The sequence below is a fragment of the Pseudomonas sp. GM78 genome, assembly GCF_000282475.1.
In the GTDB taxonomy this organism is placed as follows: domain Bacteria; phylum Pseudomonadota; class Gammaproteobacteria; order Pseudomonadales; family Pseudomonadaceae; genus Aquipseudomonas.
On the sequence record NZ_AKJF01000164.1, the window covers coordinates 1 to 20171 of the forward strand.

Below are 20171 nucleotides of genomic sequence, written 5' to 3' on the forward strand. Positions count from 1 at the left end.
GGGGCAAAGCCTTTTGCTTACTTTTTGGCGTTTGAAAAAGTGAGTCGCCGTAAGGGCGAAACCATAAGTCGCCGTTACCGCAGCAATGGATATCCCCCGAATCCAGATCTGAAATACAACCCCATGCTTAAGTGAACAGTATTGGGGCAGGAAGGTTCATCAGGCATCGCCCTTCCCCCTGCAGGAAAGGGCGAGCGCAAGTTTCAGGTGTGATGAATCTCCCGATCCTTGGTTTCCGGCAGGAAGAATGTCCCCAGGATGGCCGTCATCACCGCGATCACGATCGGATACCACAGCCCATAGTAGATATCACCGGTGGCCGCGACCATGGCGAAGGCCACGGTGGGCAGGAACCCGCCGAACCAGCCGTTGCCGATGTGGTAAGGCAGTGACATCGAGGTGTAGCGAATACGCGCCGGGAAGAGTTCCACCAGCCAGGCGGCGATCGGGCCGTAGACCATGGTCACGTAGATCACCAGGATGGTCAGCAGCAGGAGCACCATCGGGTAGTTGGTCTTCGCCGGGTCGGCCTTCTCGGGGTAGCCCGCGTCCTTGAGGGCGGTGCCGAGGGTTGCGACGAAGGCGTCGTTGCGGGTCTTGAAGTCGGCGGCCGGCATGCCGGTGCCTTCGAAGCTCTGGATCACTTTGTCGCCGATGCGCACCTGCGCGACGGTGCCGGGTTCAGCCTTCTCGTTCTTGTAGGGGATGGCCCTTTTCGCCAGCACGGTCTTGGCCAGGTCACAGGAGCTGGTGAATTTGGCTTTGCCCACCGGGTCGAACTGGAACGAACACTGGCCGGGATCGGCGACCACCGTGACCGGGTTCTTCTCCTGCGCGGCGAACACGTCCGGGTTACCGTACTGGGTCAGCGCATGGAAGATCGGGAAGTAGGTCAGCGCCGCGAGGATGCAGCCGGCCATGATGATGCCCTTGCGGCCGATGCGGTCGGACAGGCTGCCGAAGATGACGAAGAATGGCGTGCCGATCAGCAGCGAACCGGCAATCAGCAGGTTGGCCGTCTGCGCGTCGATCTTGAGCGTTTGCAGCAGGAAGAACAACGCGTAGAACTGCCCGGTGTACCAAACGACGGCCTGGCCGGCGGTACCACCGAGCAACGCCATGATCACGATCTTGAGGTTGTCCCAGCGGGCGAAGGATTCGGTCAAAGGTGCCTTCGAAGACTTGCCTTCGGCCTTCATCTTCAGGAACACCGGCGACTCGCTGAGCTGCAAACGGATGTAGACCGAGATGATCAGCAGCAGGATCGACAGCAGGAAGGGAATCCGCCAGCCCCAGGCTTCGAACGCCTCGGTGCCCAGCACGGTGCGGCAGGCGAGGATGACCAGCAGCGACAGGAACAGGCCGAGGGTGGCGGTGGTCTGGATCCACGAGGTGAAGTAGCCACGTTTGCCTTTGGGCGCATGCTCGGCCACGTACGTCGCCGCACCGCCGTATTCGCCACCCAGGGCCAGGCCTTGCAACAGGCGCAGGGTGATCAGGATGATCGGCGCCGCCACGCCAATGGTCGCGTAACCGGGCAAAAAGCCCACGACGGCCGTAGAGACACCCATGATCACGATGGTGATCAGGAAGGTGTGCTTGCGCCCGATCATGTCACCCAGTCGGCCGAACACGATGGCGCCGAAGGGCCGTACGGCAAAACCTGCGGCGAACGCGAGCAAGGCAAAGATGAAGGAGGTTGTCTCATTGACGCCGGCGAAGAAGTGCTTGGCGATAATCGCGGCAAGGGAGCCGTAGAGGTAGAAGTCGTACCATTCGAACACGGTGCCCAGGGACGAGGCGAAAATGACCTTGCGCTCCTCCTTGGTGATCCCGCGGTTGGGCGTGCTGCCCGTGGTAGTGTTGTCGATTGCGGCCATGAGTCTTCTCCGTCTTTCTCTTGTTATAGGCCGGAGTACCCCACTTTCTTGTTGCCGCACCCAGGCCCTGGGGCTGAAGTCGTCGGATTACGGATTGCGCAAAGCATGCACACAGGCTGACGGCCTCGCATCGCTGCAAGGTTTCTAGAAGCATAATCGGCTTCTTGCAGATATCCACTCGCCATCATGCGCGAACGAGCTGTCGCGAGCCTGCGATGGAGACACTGTGCCGTGGGAAGATTTTTAGTTGCGGGGGGAATTCAGAATGCAGACAGCAGCACTCGCGCAATGCGCGAATGCTGCTGGTCAGAAATATGGCAGGGGCGGCTGGATTCGAACCAACGCATGGCAGGATCAAAACCTGCTGCCTTACCGCTTGGCGACGCCCCTGTAGCTGCTGTGTGGAGAGCCGTGGAAGGCCCTCTGCAACAATGGGCGGCAATTTATCAACTTTCTTGCCGCCTGGGAACCCCCTTGCATCATTATTTTATTTTAAAACAGCGACTTACCATCAAGGATCGACCTGCCCCATCAGTTCGGGCACCGATTCCGGGCGATTGGCGAACCGCTGGGCAAGCACCGCGCAGACCATCAACTGGATCTGGTGGAACAGCATCAGCGGCAGAATCAACACGCCGATGGTGCTGCCGGCGAACAATACCTGGGCCATCGGCACGCCCGTGGCCAGGCTTTTCTTCGAGCCACAGAAGAGGATGGTGATGCGATCTTGCTGGTTGAAACCCAAGGCCTTGCCCAGCACGGTGGAGGCCAGCAACACCAGCCCCAGCAACACGCAGCAGGCGACCACCAGCCCGCCCAGGTCGAGCAACGGAATCTGGTGCCAGATGCCTTCGATCACCGCTTCGCTAAAAGCGCCGTACACCACCAGAAGGATCGAGCCCTGATCGACAAATTTCAGCCAGCTCTTGTTGCGCGCCACCCAGGCGCCGATCCAGCGGCGAGCGATCTGGCCGGCAATGAATGGCAGCAACAACTGCACGCTGATCTTCACGATCGCGTCGAGGGTCGAGCCGCCCTCGCCGTGCACATCCAGCAACAGGGTCACCAGCAACGGCGTGAGAAAGATCCCGAACAGGCTCGACGCTGCCGCACTGCAAATCGCCGCCGGGATATTGCCTCGCGCCAACGAGGTAAAGGCAATTGCCGACTGCACCGTGGCCGGCAACGCGCAGAGATAAAGCATGCCCATGTACAGGTCCGCGCCGATCATTGGCGACAGCAAAGGCTTGAGCGCGAGGCCCAGCAGCGGGAACAGGACGAAGGTCAGGCCGAACACCAGCAAGTGCAGGCGCCAGTGACCGGCCCCGGCAATGATCGACTCGCGGGACAGTTTTGCACCGTGGAGGAAAAACAGCAGCGCGATGGCGATGTTGGTCAACCAGCCGAAGCCCACGGCCACCTGGCCACTGGCGGGCAGCAGGCTGGCGAGCAGGACCACGCCGATCAGGGTCAGGGTGAAGTTGTCGGGCAAGAAACGGGGGCGGGTCATCAGAATCATCCAGGCGGCCGGAAACGTTGCGACCACTGTAGCGCTCCCCTTGATTGCCGGCTAACGCTAATAAGCCAGGAGATATCGCCTAACGGACAGAACGGCGATCACCTGATCCATTGTAGGAGCGAGCCTGCTCGCGATGGACATAAGGGCGCCGCGTTCAGCCAGAATACACGCGTCATCGTTAACGACCATCGCGAGCAGGCTCGCTCCTACACAAGGGACATCATTTAGGCTTCAAATCGACCGGTGCCCTCTCGGTCGTGCTTGTAGCGCCGTGCGAGTGGAAATGCCGGCAACCAGGACTCGCGCCGCACCGTCCAGCTTTCATAGGTTGGCTTCAACTGGTCAGGGGCATCCAGTGAGCCCAGGTTCACTTCGATTTCATCGGCGGTACGGGCAAACACCGACGAGCCACAGCGCGGACAAAAATAGCGCCCGACGTAATCCCGGGTTTCGCCCTCGATCGTCACCGCGTCCTCAGGAAAAATCGCCGAAGCATGAAAGAGCGCACCGTGATGCTTGCGACAGTCGAGGCAGTGACAGAGGCCGACCCGGTAGGGCTGCCCCGACGCCACGATCCGCACATTGCCGCACAGGCAACCGCCCGTAAATCGTTGCATGCCGCACCTCCTCTCCCAGGGTTTGAAAGTTGCCGCTCAACGACTGTAGAGGGTCACACACCCTGCGCAGCAAAAACTTGCGAAAAGCGACAGTAGGCTAAGCTTACGCTCAGCTTATTGCCCACGATGCTCGCGGCGGCAGTTGTTGGTTTTTCTGGAGAGCGTCTGCAACAGCTATCTCAGACAGGCCCAAACAACTTGCGCAGGATTGCCGTGATGACCGAGCCGTTACTCAGTTTTGACCAACTCAAGCGTGCTGCCGCCTCCGGCGAGATCGATACCGTACTGGTGTGCATGGTCGACATGCAGGGCCGCCTGGTGGGTAAGCGCTTCCAGGTCGAATTTTTCATCGACAGCGGCCATGAAGAAACCCACTGCTGCAACTACCTGCTGGCCGACGACATCGACATGGAGCCGGTGCCGGGTTATGCCGCCGCCAGCTGGAGCAAAGGCTACGGCGACTTTGTGCTCAAGCCCGACATGCGCACCCTGCGCAAGGTGCCCTGGCTTGAGTGCACGGCGCTGGTACTGTGCGACGTGCTGGACCATCATCATCGGCAGGACCTGCCCCACAGCCCGCGGGCGATCTTGAAAAAACAGGTCGAGCGCCTGCGTGAACGCGGCTACACCGGCATGTTCGCCTCGGAACTGGAGTTCTACCTGTTCGACGAGAGCTACGAGGCCATCCACAAGCGCAACTACCTCAAGCCGAAAACCGCCGGGCACTACATCGAGGATTACAACATCCTGCAGACCACCCGCGAAGAGCCGGTGCTGCGGGCGATTCGCAAGCATCTGCAGGCCAGCGGCATCCCGGTGGAAAACTCCAAGGGTGAATGGGGCCCGGGCCAGGAAGAAATCAACATCCGTTACGCCGACGCCATGACCATGGCCGACCATCACGTCATCATCAAGCACGCGTGCAAGGAGATCGCCCAACTGCAGGGCAAGGCGATCACGTTCATGGCCAAGTGGCGCTATGACGCCGCCGGCTCCAGCAGCCACATCCACAATTCGCTGTGGGACAAGAACGCGAAAAAGCCGCTGTTCTTCGATGCCAAGGCCGAGTTCGGCATGTCGAAACTGATGCGCGCCTGGGTCGCCGGGCAGCTCAAGTACGCCAACGACATCACCTGTTTTCTCGCGCCCTACATCAACTCCTACAAGCGCTTCCAGGCCGGCACCTTCGCCCCTACCCGCGCGGTGTGGAGCCGGGACAATCGCACCGCAGGCTTTCGCTTGTGCGCCGAGGGCAGCAAATCGATTCGTATCGAATGCCGCATCGGCGGTGCCGACCTCAATCCTTACCTGGCCTTCGCCGCGCTGATCGCTGCGGGGTTGGCGGGCATCGATGAAAAGCTCGAACTCGCTGCGCCCTTCGAGGGCGATGCCTACGTGGACGAACATTTGCCCGAGGTCTCCAAGACCTTGCGCGAGGCCAGCGCCGCCCTGCAGAAGTCGAGCATGTTGCGCGAGGCCTTCGGCGACGAAGTGATCGACCACTACGTGCATACCGCCGAATGGGAACAGAAAGAGTACGACCGGCGAATCACCGACTGGGAACTGCAGCGCGGCTTCGAGCGCTATTGAGAGCACCATGACCAACATTGTTCAACTCATCTCGCCGGTCGATGGCCGACTCGTCGCCGAGCGTCAGTACGCCGATATCGTGCAGATCGAGCAGGCGCTGGCGGCGGCCGCCCGCGCCCAGGCGCAATGGAAGCGCCGGCCATTAAGCGAACGCGCGGCGTTTTGCAGCGCCGCCGTGGACGCCATGCTGGCCATGAAGGATGAAATCGTCCCGGAACTGGCCTGGCAAATGGGCCGCCCGGTGCGCTATGGCGCTGGCGAACTGCGCGGTTTCGAAGAGCGTGCCCGGCACATGATCGCCATCGCGCCGCAAGCCCTGGCGGCGCTCGAATGCGATCCGGTCGCGGGTTTTCGCCGGTATATCAAGCGTGAGCCCATGGGCACCGTGCTGGTGGTCGCGCCGTGGAATTACCCCTACCTGACGGCGGTCAACACGATTATTCCGGCACTGATGGCCGGCAACAGCGTGATCCTCAAGCACGCTTCGCAAACGCTGCTGGTGGGCGAGCGTTTTGCCCAGGCCATGCGCCAGGCCAATCTGCCGGAAGGATTGTTCCAGAACCTGCTGCTCAGTCACATCCATACCGGAGTGGTCATCGGCTCCGACCAGGTGCAGCAGGTGAACTTCACCGGCTCAGTGGCGGCCGGCCTGGAAATGCAACGCTCTGCGGTCGACGGTTTCCTGCGCGTCGGCCTGGAGCTCGGCGGCAAGGACCCGGCCTATGTCCGGGCAGATGCCAACCTCGAGCATGCGGTGGAGAACCTGGTCGACGGCAGTTTCTTCAACTCCGGACAGAGCTGCTGCGCCGTGGAACGCATCTACGTCGATCAGAACATCTACCCGGCGTTTGTCGAACGCTTCGCCGAACTGACCCGCCAGTACGTGCTGGGCAACCCGCTGGACGAAGCCACCACCCTCGGCCCGATGGTGAGCCCGGGCGCGGCGGATTTCGTCCGCGATCAGATTGCCGATGCGCAGGCGCAAGGCGCGAAGGCGCTGATCGACCCGCGGGCATTCGCCGCCGACGCGCCGGGCAGCGCCTACCTCGCCCCGCAAGTGTTGGTCGAGGTCAATCATCAAATGTCGGTCATGCGCGATGAAAGCTTCGGCCCGGTGGTCGGCATCATGCCGGTCGCCTGCGACGACGAAGCCGTGGCCTTGATGAACGACAGCGAGTTCGGCCTCAGCGCATCGATCTGGACCCAGGACCTGGCGGCCGCCGAACGCCTGGGCGACGTTATCGACACCGGCACCCTGTTCATGAATCGCTGCGATTACCTGGACCCGGCCCTGGCCTGGACCGGCGTCAAGAACAGTGGGCGCGGCGTCACGCTGTCGGCCCTGGGTTATGAACAGCTGACCCGCGCCAAATCCTTCCATCTGCGCCACGAGACCTGAACCATGAGCCTGACTGGAAACTGGAACTACCCCACGAACATCCGCTTCGGTGTCGGCCGCATCGCGGAACTGGCCGAAGTCTGTCGCAGCCAGGGTATCCAGCGCCCGCTGCTGGTCACCGACAGCGGCCTGGGGCGAGCGTCGATCACCACCGCTGCGCTGGACGCTCTACGTAATGCAGGGCTGGGCGCCGCGCTGTTCTGCGACCTCAAGCCCAATCCGGTCGAAGCCAACCTGGCCGGCGGACTCGAGGCCTGGCGTGCGGGAAACCACGATGGCGTGGTGGCCTTTGGCGGTGGCAGCGGCCTGGACATGGGCAAGCTCATCGCCTTCATGAGTGGCCAGACCCGCCCGGTCTGGGATTTCGAAGACATCGGCGACTACTGGACCCGCGCCAATGAAAGCCGCATCGCCCCGGTCATTGCGGTGCCGACCACCGCGGGTACGGGCTCCGAAGTGGGCCGTGCGGCGGTGATCATCGACGATCGCACCCACACCAAGCGCATCATTTTCCACCCGAAAATGATGCCGCGCGTGGTCATCAGCGACCCGGCCCTGACCGTCGGCATGCCGGCCAAAGTCACCGCCGGCACGGGCATGGACGCCTTGGCGCACTGCCTGGAATCGTACTGTGCCCCCGGCTTCCACCCCATGGCCGATGGCATCGCGGTCGAAGGCATGCGCCTGGTGAGCAATGCCCTGGTGCGCGCCGTACACACCCCTTCGGACCTCGACGCACGCGGGCAAATGCTGGCAGCGGCGGCGATGGGCGCCACCGCGTTCCAGAAAGGCCTGGGCGGGATGCACGCCCTCGCGCACCCGATCGGCGCGCTGTACGACACCCACCACGGCATGACCAACGCCACCCTGATGCCCTATGTGCTGAAGTTCAATCGCCCGGCCATCGAGGAACGCATCACGCGCCTGGCCGCGTACCTGCACCTGCCCTCCCCGGGTTTCGACAGCTTCCTGGCCTTCGTCCTCAAATTGCGCAAGGACATCGCCGTGCCGCATACGCTGTTCGAGCTGGGAGTGGATGACAAGCAGGCCGACCTGATCGCCGACATGGCGGTGGTCGACCCGTCGGCCGGTGGCAACCCGTTGCCCCTGACCCGGGCCGGCGTGGCGGAAATTTTCCAGGCCGCGTTTCACGGCCGCCTTCTGTAGGAGCGAGCCTGCTCGCGATGGACGTCAACGATTACGCGGGGAATCTGACACCCCGCGTTGTCCTCAACTCCATCGCGAGCAGGCTCGCTCCTACAGAAAAGCAGGCAGGTTTCACCAGTTGCAAACAGGAGCAGTACGACAAGGGGTTGAAAGCCAACCCATCCGGAGACCCGGATGGCTGCGTATCAAAACCTGAAGGGGCACACCACGATGAACCCAGCAAGCCAGCCCGGCACCGACGCGCACGACGATGACGTCAAGGTGCTGCACAGCATGGGCTATGCCCAGCAGCTCTCGCGACGAATGGGGGTTTTCTCCAACTTCGCGATTTCCTTTTCGATCATCTGCATCCTTTCCGGCGGCATCAACTCACTGGCCCAGGGCACCTCGGGCGCCGGCGGTGCGTCGATCGGTATCGGCTGGCCGATCGGTTGCCTGATTTCCGGGGTGTTCGCCCTGGCCATGGCGCAGATTTCCTCCGCCTACCCCACCGCTGGCGGCCTGTATCACTGGGGCTCGATCCTCGGCAACCGGTTCACCGGCTGGCTCACGGCCTGGTTCAACCTGCTGGGGCTGGTCACGGTGCTCGGGGCGATCAACGTCGGCACCTATTACTTCTTTTTCGGCGCCTTCGGCCCCACGCTGGGTATGGAAGACACCACTACGACACGGGTGATTTTCCTGGCGATCCTCACCGGTCTCCAGGCCCTGTGCAATCACCTGGGAATCGGCCTGACCGCCAGGCTCACCGATTTCTCCGGCTACCTGATCTTCGCCACAGCACTGGCGCTGACCATCGTCTGCCTGATCTCCGCCCCCAGTTTCGAGTTTTCGCGGCTGGTGACCTTCGGCAACTACTCCGGCGCGGCAGGTGGCGGCGTCTGGCCGGAAGTCTCCAACGGCTGGATCTTCATGCTCGGCCTGCTGCTGCCGATCTACACCATCACCGGCTACGACGCCTCCGCCCACACCTCGGAGGAAACCCGCAACGCGGCCATGTCGGTGCCACGGGGCATGGTCATGTCGGTGGTCTGGTCGCTGCTGTTCGGCTGGGTGATGCTCAGTGCGTTCGTGCTGATGCTGCCGAGCATGGACGAAGCGGCCAAACAAGGCTGGAGCGTGTTCTTCTGGGCCATGAATACCCAGGTCAACCCGCTGCTCAAGGACGGGTTGTACGTGGCGATCTTTATCTCGCAGGTGCTCTGTGGCCTGGCGACCGTGACCTCGGTTTCCCGCATGATCTTCGCGTTCTCCCGCGACGGCGGCCTGCCTTGCTCGAAAGCGCTGGCTTCGGTTTCGCCGACCTTTCGCAGCCCGGTGGCAGCCATCTGGACCGGTGCCACACTCGCGGTGCTGTTCGTCTGGGGATCGTCGGTGATATCGATTGGCGAGACACCGGTCTACACCATCGTGGTCTCCTGCACGGTGATCTTCCTGTTCTTCTCCTTCGTCATTCCCATCGTGCTGGGCCTGTTTGCCTACGGAACCTCGAAGTGGCCAACCATGGGGCCGTGGAACATGGGGCGCTTCTGGTACACGGTGTTCGCCCTGCTCTCGGTCCTGTCGATGGTGATCATCTTCGTCATCGGCATCCAGCCACCGAACGACTGGGCGCTGTACATCACAATTGGTTTCCTGGTGTTGACGGCCATCGTCTGGTTCGGTTTCGAAGCACGACGCTTCCAGGGGCCGCCGGTGGGCGACATGATCGTCAAGCGCCAGGCTGAAATCGCGGCGGCGGAAGCGGCGTTGGACAAGCGCTGATGCGACCGACCTGACACACCGCGGAACATGATTCACCTGTAGGAGCCAGGCTTGCCGGCGAAGAACGAATACGCGGTGGGACAGATACACCGCAGCGTCTGGTTCGCCGGCAAGCCTGGCTCCTACAGTAGTGGGGTGTGATGGCTGGTTAACCAGGCGCGGGTCATCGTGAACGCTTGCGCCAATCGCTCAGGAGCGCCCATCGCCAAGCATGGGACTTCCACGCTCCAATGCACCTCTGGCGCCAGCACGTCGAGCAATCCAGCCAAGGGCAATTGCCCCTGCCCTGCCGGCAAGCGACCCTCGCGGGCTTCGCGGATGATGCCCTCCCCCGTGGGTGCCTGCGCCGGTGCATCGCACCACTGCAAGCCATGGATATAGCGCCCGTCCAGTTCAGCCACGGCAGCGGCGTTGCCGCCGGAGCGGAACAGGTGCAACGTATCGAGCAGCACACCGCCGTTGGCCTGGCCCGCCGCCGCGATCAACGCGACGGCCTGTTGCAGGTTGGCAATGTGACGCCAGTGCATGAACTCCAGATCGACACGCAAACCATAACCTGCTGCCAACTGGCACAGGGCGGCAAAATTATCCGTGAGCCGCGAATGCTGCGGATCGTCCCCCGATACCGTGAGGCAACGCGCACCCAGTTGCGCCCCGGACTCCAGCAGCGACGCAAGCCCGGCGACGTCCACCTGCGGCGTGAGCTCGACGAATTCGATCTCGTTGACCGCCACGCCCTCGGCATCCAGCGCAGTCTTCAACTGCCGCAGCGCCTGGCTGCCCGGCAACAGCGGGTAGGCAATGCCACCCGCCATGGCCGGGTGCAGTCGCAACCCGACTGAACTGAAACCGGCGCGTGCCGCCTCGCGTACCCATTCGATGGGCGCCAGTTCCAGCGCGGTCAGGTGCGCAACACCGAGGCGGCTCAATAGGTGGCCCTGCCGCCGCTGAGGTCGAACACAAAACCCGTGGTGAAGCTGCACTCGGGCCCGGCGATCCAGGTCACCATGTTGGCGATCTCCTCGATTTGCAGGAAACGCCCCATGGGGATCTTCGCCTTGCTCGCGGCAATGTGCTCGGCGGTCATTTCCGCCATCAGCCCGGTTTCCACCATGGCCGGGGCAATGCAATTGAGCAGCACGCCATCCTGGGCCAACTCCTTGGCCGCCGCCTTGGTAAACGCAATGACACCGGCCTTCGCCGCCGAATAACCGGAGATGTATTGCACGCCGTCCTTGCCAGCCATCGAGGCGACATTGACGATGCGCCCGTAGCCACGCTCGCGCATATGCGGGATGACGCTGCGGCAGCAATAGAACACCCCGGTCAGGTCGATGGCGATGACCTGGTCCCAGGCCTCTGGCGGGTATTCCCAGGAAGGCACCACCGGCCCGTTGATCCCGGCATTGTTGACCAGGATATCGACGCGCCCCTGTTGCTCAACGACCTCCTTGAAGGCCGCCTCCACGGACGCCAGCGAGGCGACATTGACGGCTTGGCGCAGCACCGGTTCAAAGCCGTTGGCGATGCTGTCCCAGCCATCGACCGCCAGGTCCCAGATGACGATCTGCGCGCCAGCGCTGTGCAAGCGACGGGCGATGCCCAGGCCGATGCCACGCATGCCGCCGGTGACGATGGCCGTCTGGCCTTCCAGGTATCGAGTCATCAAAGTGCTCCTTGTTGTACGGATTGGATTTCAGGCAGGCGGCGCAGATCGCGCACCATGAACAGGTAGCACAGCGCGCCCAGCACGGTGATCGAGGACACGAACGCCAGGGCCCAGACGAACGAGCCCGTAGTGGTGACAATCACGCCGATGGTCAGCGGGGTCACGATGCCGGCCGCATTGGCGAACAGGTTGAACACGCCACCGCTCAGGCCGAGCAGGCCTTTGGGGGCGATGTCGGACACGATCATCCAGGCCAGTGCGGACATGCCCTGGGCAAAATAGGCCACACAGAGAATGGCGATCACCAGCGCGTCGGAGTCCACGTAGTTGGCCAGCACGATCACTGATGCGGTCAACAGACCGGCAATCACCGGCAATTTGCGCGCGACATTCAGCGAGTAGCCGCGACGCAGCAAGGCGTCCGACAGCCAGCCACCGGCCAGGGTACCGAGGGACGCGGCAATGAATGGCAGCACCGCGACCCAACCCACCTTGAGCCAGGGCATGTGCCGCTCGGTGACCAGGTACGTCGGGAACCAGGTCAGGAAAAACACGTTCGTCGAGTTGCAGGCAAACTGACCCAGGCAGATCCCCAGCATGTTGCGATGCTTGAGCAATGCAGGGATCTGCGACCAACGAAAGCGCGTGGCCTTCTGCCCACCATCAACCACCCCACCGCCGGCGGCAATGTAGTCAAGCTCCGCCTGATTGGCCGTGGTCGACTCATGGGGCTCGTGGTACTTGCGCCACCACACCAGGCCATAGAGCACACCCAGGATGCCCACGGCTACCAGCAACATACGCCAGCCATAGGCGTGCAGCACCCAGAACAGCAGTGGCGTGAGGAACGCCAGCCCGACGTACTCGGCGAAGGTATAGATGCCGGTCGCCCGCGCCCGCTCGCTTTGCGGGAACCAGGTTGCGACCACCCGACTGTTGGTGGGAAAGCACGGTGCCTCGGTGGCGCCCACCAGCAAGCGAAAGCCCAGCAGCGAAAGAAAGCCCTGGGCGAGGCCCTGCAGGCCGGTGAACACCGACCATAGGGTCAGCGCCAGCCAGTAGGTGAACTTGGTGCCCAAGCGGTCGATCAGGATGCCGCCAGGAATCTGCGCGGCAGCGTAGGTCCAGGAAAAGGCCGAAAAGATCAGCCCCATCATGACCGCGTTCAGGCCCAGGTCGGCACTGATGCTGGGCGCGGCGATGCCCATCACGCTACGGTCCAGGTAGTTGATCATGGTGCCACCGGAAATCAGCGCCAGGATCATGAACCGGGTGCGGGTCCTGACGGTTTGCGCCGCCGGACAGGCGAGCGTTGCCGCTACGAATCGATTGTCGGTCGTCATTGTTTTTGTTCCTTGTTGTTATCGGGGGTATTGCGCCAGCACAGCCCGCCCGGGGGCGGATTCAACGCTCGCCGAAGCCGAACAGTCGGCGCGGCGTGTCCCACATCACCTTTCTGCGCACACTGGCATCGGCCATCAACTGCTCGGCCAACTTGAGCAGCGGCCCGTAGTCCAGGCGCGATTGCTCGCGAATGAACGGCCAGTCCGAGCCCCACACACAAGCATCCGCACCAAAGGCCCGGAGCAGTTCACGTACGTATGCTCCGGCTTGCTCCTGAAAATGATCGTGGGCGGCAAACTTATGCATGCCGGAAATTTTCACGCAGGCCCGGCCGCTGCCGGCCAGACCCAGTAGTGCCTGGAACCCTGGCTGGCCGACGCCTGCGCGGGCCTCGGGGCGGCCGCAGTGGTCGATGAGCAATCGTGGCGCAGTCGATTCAATCAAGCCCAGCAGCTCGACCAGTTGGTTGCCCTGCACCTGGATCTGGGCGAACAGGTCCAGCTCGGCGAGTCGGCCGAAGAGCCCTGCGACGCCATTCATGCTGGCCAAACCTTCCAGCGCCGGATTGAAAGCGACGCCCACCACCCCCTGTTCCTTGAGCGCTGCCAGCTCGTCCAGGCCGATGGCATGCTCGACGACGGCGATCCCCTTGAACCGGCCTTCGCCTTGCGCCAGTGCATGCAGCAGGCAACGGTTGTCCGTGCGGTAGCCACTGGTTGGCCCCACCAGCAACGCGTGTTGCACGCCATAGGCGTCCATCACCCGACCGAACTGTTCCAGGGTCGCGACCTCCTGCCCTGCGGGTGCGTAGATCGTGTCGGTGCGATAGGGAAAACGCGCGGGGTCGAACAGGTGGTTATGGCAATCGATCTTGGGTTCGTCGTAGATGCTCAAGGCTGCTCCTGCCAAGCGTCACTGCGCTTGCTCACTGAACTTTGTTATTGTTTCGCCGCTTTGGGCGATGCGTTGCAGTGACGATACGGCCAGGCGGTGAATAGCGCTCATACACAGATCGCTCGAACAATAACCAAAGGTTAATGACCCATGCCCAACGGCGAAGGCCCCGACGCCACCTCGATGGTGTTCAAGCTGCGGCACATGGAAGTGTTCCGGGCGGTGATGCTCACCGGCTCGATCAGCGGTGCGGCGAAAATGCTCTACGTGTCGCAGCCGGCGGTCAGCAAGCTGATCGCCTACATCGAGAGCCGGCTGGTCTACCGCCTGTTCCAGCGCATCAACAATCGCTTGGTGCCCACCGCCGAGGCCCTGACCCTTTACCGCGAAGTCGAGCGTGTCTACCAGGCCGCGCTGGCGGTCAACGAATGTGCCCGGGCCCTGGCCAGCGGCCCGAACCGCCAGTTGCGCATCTGCTGCAGTGCATCGCTGTCGACGGTGGTCATCCCGGTCGCCCTGGCCCGGCTCAAGCGGGAAATGCCGGCGCTGAACATCGAATGGCAAACGACCTTGATGGGCGACATGCCCAACCAGATCCTCTCTAAGAAAGTCGACCTGGCCATTTCCGCCCTGCCGCTGATCCACGACCACCTGCACTCGCTGGCCTTCATGCGCGCACGCATGGTCTGCGTGATGCCGGCTGATCACCCCTTGGCCGGCAGAGCTTCATTGTCACTGCACGAGTTGGTCGACCAGCCGTTGTTGCTGTTTCGCCCCGACATGCCCTTTGGCCGATTGCTGGCCGAGGAGATCGAACGCCAGGGCCTGAACCTGCACTCGATGCTGAATTTCACCAATGCCAACGAAGCTGTGGCCCTGGTCAAGCAAGGCATGGGCATGACCATCATCGATGAGTTCGTGGCCCAGGACAGCGGCCTGGTCGTGGTACCGCTGGTTGAGGCGATTCACTTCGACATCAGTTTCGTTTACTCGCGGTTCGAGCCGCTTTCCCAATCTGCCGCGCAGCTCATGCAGGTGCTGCATGGCCAGGCGGTCAAACTGGGGCGGGTGATCCCCGGGGTCGAGTTGCCGAACTTCGACTGATCAGCATGTGCTCCCTTCGTTCTTTCCTGCGTCGCAGACTTCACTGCCCGTTTTCCCCTGTCTGGAGTTTTCTCAATGCCCTCGCCCCAATCCCTGTCCGCCGCGTTGCTGGGCCTGGCCCTTGTCTGTCCGGCGATGGCCGAGGCCCAGGGTTTGGAGTTGGGACAAGTGCTGATCGGGGCCGAGGACCAGAGTGACGAAGACCAGGGGATCGAGGACGCCAAGGCGCGGCTCGACCAGGTGCCCGGCGCCACCAACGTGGTCGACATGCGCCGCCCCCTGCAGGGCCGGGTGGCGAGCAATCAGGATGTGCTGGCTTATCAGCCAGGCATCTATGCCCAGTCGGCGGGCAACGAAGGGGTGAAGATCTCGATCCGCGGATCGGGCATCAACCGTGCGCCGGGCGCCCATGCCTCGGGCCTGTACGCCATGCTCGACGGCCTGCCGCTGACCGGTCCCGGCGGCACCCCCTATGAGCTTCTGGAGCCGCTATGGCTTGACCATGTGGAGGTGCTGCGCGGCGCCAACGGTTTCGACCGCGGCGCACTGGCCTTGGGCGGGGCCATCGATTACGTCAGCCATACCGGCTACAACGCACCGCGCTTGCAGGTGCGCTATGCCACGGGCAGCCACGGTTATCAGCAACGCCAGGTCAGCTCCGGGCAGGTACTGGGCGACTTCGACTACTACCTGGCCCTGACCGACGCCCGCGCCGACGGCTATCAGGATCACACCGCCAGCGAGAGCCAGGGCGTCATCGCCAACTTCGGCTATCGCTTCAACCCGAACCTGGAAACGCGCTTCTACCTGCGCTACCGCCAGACCGACAACGACCTCGCCGGCCGGGTCACCAAGCACTCCATCGAGCACGACCCGCGCGCGGCCAACCCCGCGTACGTGGCGCGCGACGATCGCCGTGAACAGCCGGGCAGCACCTTCATCGGCAACAAGACCACCTGGTTCATCGATGACGATTCGAGCATCCAGGCCGGCCTTGCCTACCATGACTATCCCATGGACTTGCGCGAGGGTCCCAACCGCCTGAAGGTGGCGTACACGGATGTCAGCGGCACCCTCGACTACAAGCGTCGCGATACCCTTTGGGGCCTGCAGAGCCAGAGCACCCTGGGCCTGCGCGTGACCAAGCACCTGCCCAATGCCGGCGCCAGCGAGCAGGTGCGCATCCCCACCGGCAACACGGTCGGTTATGCCCCGGGCACACCCATGCGCAATTTCACCTACCAGGGTTCGGACAGCGTCCTGCATGTGGGCAATGACCTGGAGATCGCCGACGACCTGTGGCTGACCACGGGCCTGGCCGCCATCTACACCCGCCGGGAAAGCGCGGTGACTTACCCGCAAGGCGGTGGCAAGACCAGTCAGGGCGACTGGGACTATGCCCCGCGCCTTGGCCTGCGCTACCAACTGACACCCGACCTGCAACTGTTCGGCAACCTCAGCCGCTCGGTCGAGGCGCCGCACCCCTGGTCGCTGATCTACAGCTCCAACATTCGATTCCCGGCCGGCAGCGGCCCCGCCACGGGCACCCAGCGTGATCCAATCGAGCTGCAGAACCAGACCGCAACCACCCTGGAGCTCGGCGGTCGCGGCGACAGCGCGATGGGCCAATGGAGCCTGGCCTGGTACTACGCCCAGGTGCGCCACGAATTGCTCTCGGTGCTGCCGGATGCCAACGCCACCACACCCTACGAGCTCAATGCCAGCCCTACCGTGCACCAGGGCGTGGAAGCCAGCCTGCTGAGCAACCTATGGTCCGGCGACAATGGCGGTCAACTGAGCCTGCGCCAGAGCTATACCTTCAGTGACTTCCACTACCAGGACGACGAGCGCTTCGGCGACAACCGCCTGCCGGGCCTGCCGATGCACTACTACCAGGGCGAACTGCGCTACGACTGGCCCCAGGGCTTCTTCGCCGCGCTCAACACGCAATGGGTGTCCAAGGTGGCGGTCGATTACGCCAACAGTTACTACGCCGATCCCTACGCGCTGTTCGGCGCGACCCTGGGCTACAACGCGCCAAAGGGTGACTGGCAGACATGGGTCGACATGCGCAACCTGACCGACAAGCACTACGCCGCCACCGTCACGCCGGGCTACGACGACAAAGGGCTGGACGCAGCGCGGTCGACGCCGGGTGAAGGTATGGGGGTTTATGTCGGGGTGTCGTGGAGTCTGCTGTAAGCTACGCCCAACCGCCTACAGGATCGAGCGTATGGTCCCGCCTTCGATGCGCATCGCCATGCCATTGAGCGCCGGTGACGCCGCCAGGTGCAGTACGCTGCAGGCCACTTCGTCGGGGTCGATCATGCGCCGGATCAGTGAAGTCGGTTCGGTTTCGTCGAAGTAATCCTCGACCACCTGCTGCGCGGTGATGCCCTTTTGCCCGGCGATTTCCCGGTGATAGCGCTTGACCGCCTCGGTGGCGGTCGGCCCTGGCAGGATCGAATTGACGCGCACGGCCGTGCCTTTGGTCAACTCCGCCAACGCCCTGGAAATGCCCAGCACGCAGGTTTTCATCGCACCGTAGTGCACCATCCATGGCTGTGGCTTGACCGCCGATTCACTGCTGATGAACACGATCGAACCCTCACCGCGCTCAAGCATGGCCTTCATCACCAGGCGCGTCATGCGCACGCCGCTCATGACATTGACGTTGAAATAATGAAGCCACTGGGCGTCGTCGGTTGCAAAAAAGTCGCGCACCTCGAAGATGCCCACGTTGTTGATCAGAAAATCGATCGGCCCCGCCTCGCTGGCCAGGGCCGCCAGGCGCTCGGCAGCGGCGTTGTCGGTCAAGTCGGCAACCATGCCGCTGCTGCCCTCGCCCAGCTCTTGCAGTGCCGCACCGACCTCCTCCTCATTGAGCCCGCTGATGACCACGCGGGCGCCTTCAAGGATGAAACGCCGGGCGATGGCCTTGCCGATGCCCGTCGCGCCACCGGTGATCAGCGCGGTTTTTCCAGTCAGTTGGTAATCCATGGGTGCAGCCTTCTTTTGTCGTTATGCGCGCCATCATGCCCCAGACCCGATCCGACGATTTTCAAGGATTGCTGAAGACTGATTTAGCCAACGACTGAAAGCGCCTCACACCCGGCCATTCGCCAACTGTGCACTGACCTTGTCCAGCAGAAAGTCGATAAACACCCGCACGCGATGCGGCAACTGCTGGCCGGGGCCAATGAACACGGCATGAATCGCTTCGGTCTCGCCACTGTCGAAATCCTCCAGCACCGGCACCAGGCTTCCTGCCTGCAGATCGTCGTGGATGTGGAAGTTCGCCAGCCGGGCGATCCCCAGGCCCGCCAGTGCCGAGCGGCGCATGCTCTCACCATCGCTGAGCAGGACATTGCCCTTGGGCTCGATCTCGATGCGCTGGCCGTCGGCGCCGCGAAACACCCAGGCCTGGGAGTGTCGATGAAAACCGAAGCTGAGGCGGTTATGCCGTTGCAGGTCCTCAAGGTTCTGCGGTTGGCCGCAGCGCGCGATGTAACCGGGTGAAGCCACGGTCAGCATGCGGCTCTCACCCAGGCGGCGCTGCACCAGGCTGGACTCCTTCATTGGCCCGGTACGGATCGCAATGTCGGCGCGACGCTCGAGCAGGTCGACGACCGTGTCGGTGAGTTCCACGTTGAGGGTAATGTCGGGATAGGCCGCGAAAAAATCCGGCAGCAGTGGCAGCAGGCAATACAGGCCAAACGGCAGGTTCGCATTGACCTGGATCAGCCCGCTGGGTTTGCTCACGTTGGCGATATCGCGCTCGGCGCAATCGATCAGCTCAAGTATGCGCAGGCATTCACTGTTGAAGCGCTCGCCCTCGGCGGTGAGTTCCAGGCGCCGGGTCGAACGGTGCAGCAAGCGCGCTCCGAGCCGAGCCTCCATGCGTGCGATCAATTTGCTGACCGCCGAGGGCGACATGTCCAGCTGCCTCGCGGCTTCGGAGAAGGTGCCGGCGTTGACGACCCGGGTGAAGACTTCCATCTCGCCGGATCGATTGATGTCTTTGATGTTTATCACGAACTGAATTCACAGATGATTATCCTTCAAGCAGTCTAGCTCATATGCGGAGCGAATCGTATGGTGAAGCATTCCTGAAACTGGAATACCCGCCCGTTGCCCGGCAAAGGGCGGCAATCACATAAGCGACGAGGACAAGACATTGAAGATTTTCGTTACCGGCGTGACCGGCTACATCGGCGGCTCCGTGGCCAAATACCTGGTGGATGCGGGTCATGAAGTCCGGGGCCTGCTGCGCAACCCGGAGCAGCGCAGTGCCTTGCAGGCCCTGGGTATCGCCCCGGTGCTCGGCACCCTGGATGACGCCTTTATTCTCGCTGAACAGGCACGTTGGGCCGATGCGGTGGTCAACGCCGCGAACTCGGACCACCTGGCTTCGGTGCAAACCTTCATCAAGGCATTGAGCGGCAGCGGAAAAGTGCTGCTGCACACGTCGGGCTCAAGCGTGGTCGGTGACGACGCACGCGGTGCTTACGAGCGCGCCGAGATCTTCACCGACGAGACGCCCTTCACCCCGATGGACATCCGCAAGGACCGGGTCGAGATCAACCAGATCGTGCGTCGCGCAGGTGTCGAACAAGGCATTCGCAGCATCGTGTTCTGCCCGACCATGATCTACGGCGAGTCCTTGGGGATGCCGTCGAAAAGCGACCAACTGCCCAAGCTGTTCGCCCAATCACGCAAGTACGGCGCCGGCGCGTACATGGGTGCCGGCGTGCATCGCTGGTCCAACGTGCACATCGAGGATCTGGCGGAGTTGTATCGCCTGGCCATCGAGAAAGCCCCGTCCGCCTCGCTGTTCTTTGCCGAAAACGGCGAAGCTTCCTTCCTCGATATTGCCACTTCCATCAGCAAGTCTCTGGGTTTCGGTGGCGAGATCCGCAGTTGGCCTGCGGATGAGGCGATTGCGTTGTTGGGTGATTGGGCGCGCTTCGCCATTGGCTCCAACAGCCGCGTCCGCGCTGTGAACGCCCGCGTGTTGTTGGGGTGGAAGCCCAAGCGTGAGTCGATTCTGGAGTGGATCGAGAACAGTGGTGTGCAGTGGTGATATTGGCGCTGTGGCGTTTTTGTTAATTGTTCGGCGAGTCACTTGTAGAGCCCGGCTTGCCGGCGAAGGCGTCCTGACAGACGATGATTGTCTTTCAGGCGTACATATCCATTCCTGCGGTAACGGCCGCCTATGGTTTCG

At 62.6% G+C, this 20171-nt stretch carries 16 protein-coding genes and 1 tRNA gene; 7 read left to right on the forward strand and 10 right to left on the reverse strand.

All coding sequences use genetic code 11. The features are described from left to right. Positions 1-203: 203 nt before the first annotated feature. The 4 genes from PMI35_RS06990 to PMI35_RS06975 all read right to left on the reverse strand — a co-directional run bounded on the left by PMI35_RS06990 (position 204) and on the right by PMI35_RS06975 (position 4016). A complete protein-coding gene (locus tag PMI35_RS06990; RefSeq protein ID WP_008063779.1) occupies positions 204-1880 on the reverse strand; it encodes an MFS transporter in 1677 nt (558 codons plus the stop codon). A gap of 315 nt (positions 1881-2195) precedes the next feature. After that, a tRNA-Gln gene (locus PMI35_RS06985) sits at positions 2196-2270 on the reverse strand. 121 nt (positions 2271-2391) lie between these two features. Next, a complete protein-coding gene (locus PMI35_RS06980; RefSeq protein ID WP_032831950.1) occupies positions 2392-3390 on the reverse strand; it encodes a bile acid:sodium symporter family protein in 999 nt (332 codons plus the stop codon). A 233-nt stretch (positions 3391-3623) separates the two neighbouring features. Continuing rightward, entirely contained in the window at positions 3624-4016 is a 393-nt protein-coding gene (locus PMI35_RS06975; protein ID WP_008063782.1) for a GFA family protein, read from the reverse strand. 216 nt (positions 4017-4232) lie between these two features. On the opposite strand from PMI35_RS06975, the gene PMI35_RS06970 reads away from it, so the two are divergent. The 4 genes from PMI35_RS06970 to PMI35_RS06955 all read left to right on the forward strand — a co-directional run bounded on the left by PMI35_RS06970 (position 4233) and on the right by PMI35_RS06955 (position 9936). Next, complete coding sequence (locus tag PMI35_RS06970) at positions 4233-5606, forward strand: glutamine synthetase family protein (protein WP_008063783.1); 1374 nt, start codon at positions 4233-4235, stop codon at positions 5604-5606. Positions 5607-5613: 7 nt separating this feature from the next. Further along, complete coding sequence (locus tag PMI35_RS06965; protein WP_008063784.1) at positions 5614-7005, forward strand: aldehyde dehydrogenase family protein; 1392 nt, start codon at positions 5614-5616, stop codon at positions 7003-7005. Between the two features lie 3 nt (positions 7006-7008). Beyond that, positions 7009-8172: an iron-containing alcohol dehydrogenase gene (locus PMI35_RS06960; protein WP_008063785.1), complete on the forward strand. Its 1164-nt coding sequence runs from the start codon at positions 7009-7011 to the stop codon at positions 8170-8172. Between the two features lie 210 nt (positions 8173-8382). After that, on the forward strand, positions 8383-9936 hold the full coding sequence (locus PMI35_RS06955; RefSeq protein ID WP_032831951.1) for an amino acid permease: 1554 nt from the start codon (positions 8383-8385) through the stop codon (positions 9934-9936). A 122-nt stretch (positions 9937-10058) separates the two neighbouring features. Here PMI35_RS06955 and PMI35_RS06950 read toward each other — a convergent pair whose 3' ends face one another. The 4 genes from PMI35_RS06950 to PMI35_RS06935 form a co-directional block, all read right to left on the reverse strand. Next, positions 10059-10865 carry a sugar phosphate isomerase/epimerase family protein gene (locus tag PMI35_RS06950; RefSeq protein WP_008063787.1) on the reverse strand — a complete coding sequence of 269 codons (807 nt, stop codon included), beginning with the start codon at positions 10863-10865 and terminating at the stop codon, positions 10059-10061. Further along, positions 10862-11602: an SDR family NAD(P)-dependent oxidoreductase gene (locus PMI35_RS06945; protein ID WP_008063788.1), complete on the reverse strand. Its 741-nt coding sequence runs from the start codon at positions 11600-11602 to the stop codon at positions 10862-10864. Before PMI35_RS06945 ends, PMI35_RS06950 begins: the two co-directional genes overlap by 4 nt. Further along, on the reverse strand, positions 11602-12948 hold the full coding sequence (locus tag PMI35_RS06940) for an MFS transporter (protein ID WP_008063789.1): 1347 nt from the start codon (positions 12946-12948) through the stop codon (positions 11602-11604). Before PMI35_RS06940 ends, PMI35_RS06945 begins: the two co-directional genes overlap by 1 nt. A gap of 61 nt (positions 12949-13009) precedes the next feature. Further along, positions 13010-13843 carry an amidohydrolase family protein gene (locus tag PMI35_RS06935; protein ID WP_008063790.1) on the reverse strand — a complete coding sequence of 278 codons (834 nt, stop codon included), beginning with the start codon at positions 13841-13843 and terminating at the stop codon, positions 13010-13012. A 150-nt stretch (positions 13844-13993) separates the two neighbouring features. Between PMI35_RS06935 and PMI35_RS06930 the strand changes: the two genes are divergently transcribed. Together PMI35_RS06930 and PMI35_RS06925 are read left to right on the forward strand one after the other, a co-directional pair. Continuing rightward, positions 13994-14947, forward strand: a complete 954-nt coding sequence (locus tag PMI35_RS06930; RefSeq protein ID WP_008063792.1) for a LysR family transcriptional regulator — start codon at positions 13994-13996, stop codon at positions 14945-14947. A 75-nt stretch (positions 14948-15022) separates the two neighbouring features. Next, on the forward strand, positions 15023-17149 hold the full coding sequence (locus PMI35_RS06925; RefSeq protein WP_008063794.1) for a TonB-dependent receptor family protein: 2127 nt from the start codon (positions 15023-15025) through the stop codon (positions 17147-17149). Between the two features lie 15 nt (positions 17150-17164). On the opposite strand, the gene PMI35_RS06920 is transcribed toward PMI35_RS06925, so the two are convergent. Continuing rightward, complete coding sequence (locus PMI35_RS06920) at positions 17165-17947, reverse strand: SDR family NAD(P)-dependent oxidoreductase (protein ID WP_008063795.1); 783 nt, start codon at positions 17945-17947, stop codon at positions 17165-17167. Between the two features lie 105 nt (positions 17948-18052). After that, complete coding sequence (locus tag PMI35_RS06915; protein ID WP_081504860.1) at positions 18053-18982, reverse strand: LysR family transcriptional regulator; 930 nt, start codon at positions 18980-18982, stop codon at positions 18053-18055. 142 nt (positions 18983-19124) lie between these two features. Between PMI35_RS06915 and PMI35_RS06910 the strand changes: the two genes are divergently transcribed. Beyond that, positions 19125-20030, forward strand: a complete 906-nt coding sequence (locus PMI35_RS06910; RefSeq protein ID WP_008063800.1) for an NAD-dependent epimerase/dehydratase family protein — start codon at positions 19125-19127, stop codon at positions 20028-20030. The last annotated feature ends 141 nt before the right edge of the window (positions 20031-20171 follow it).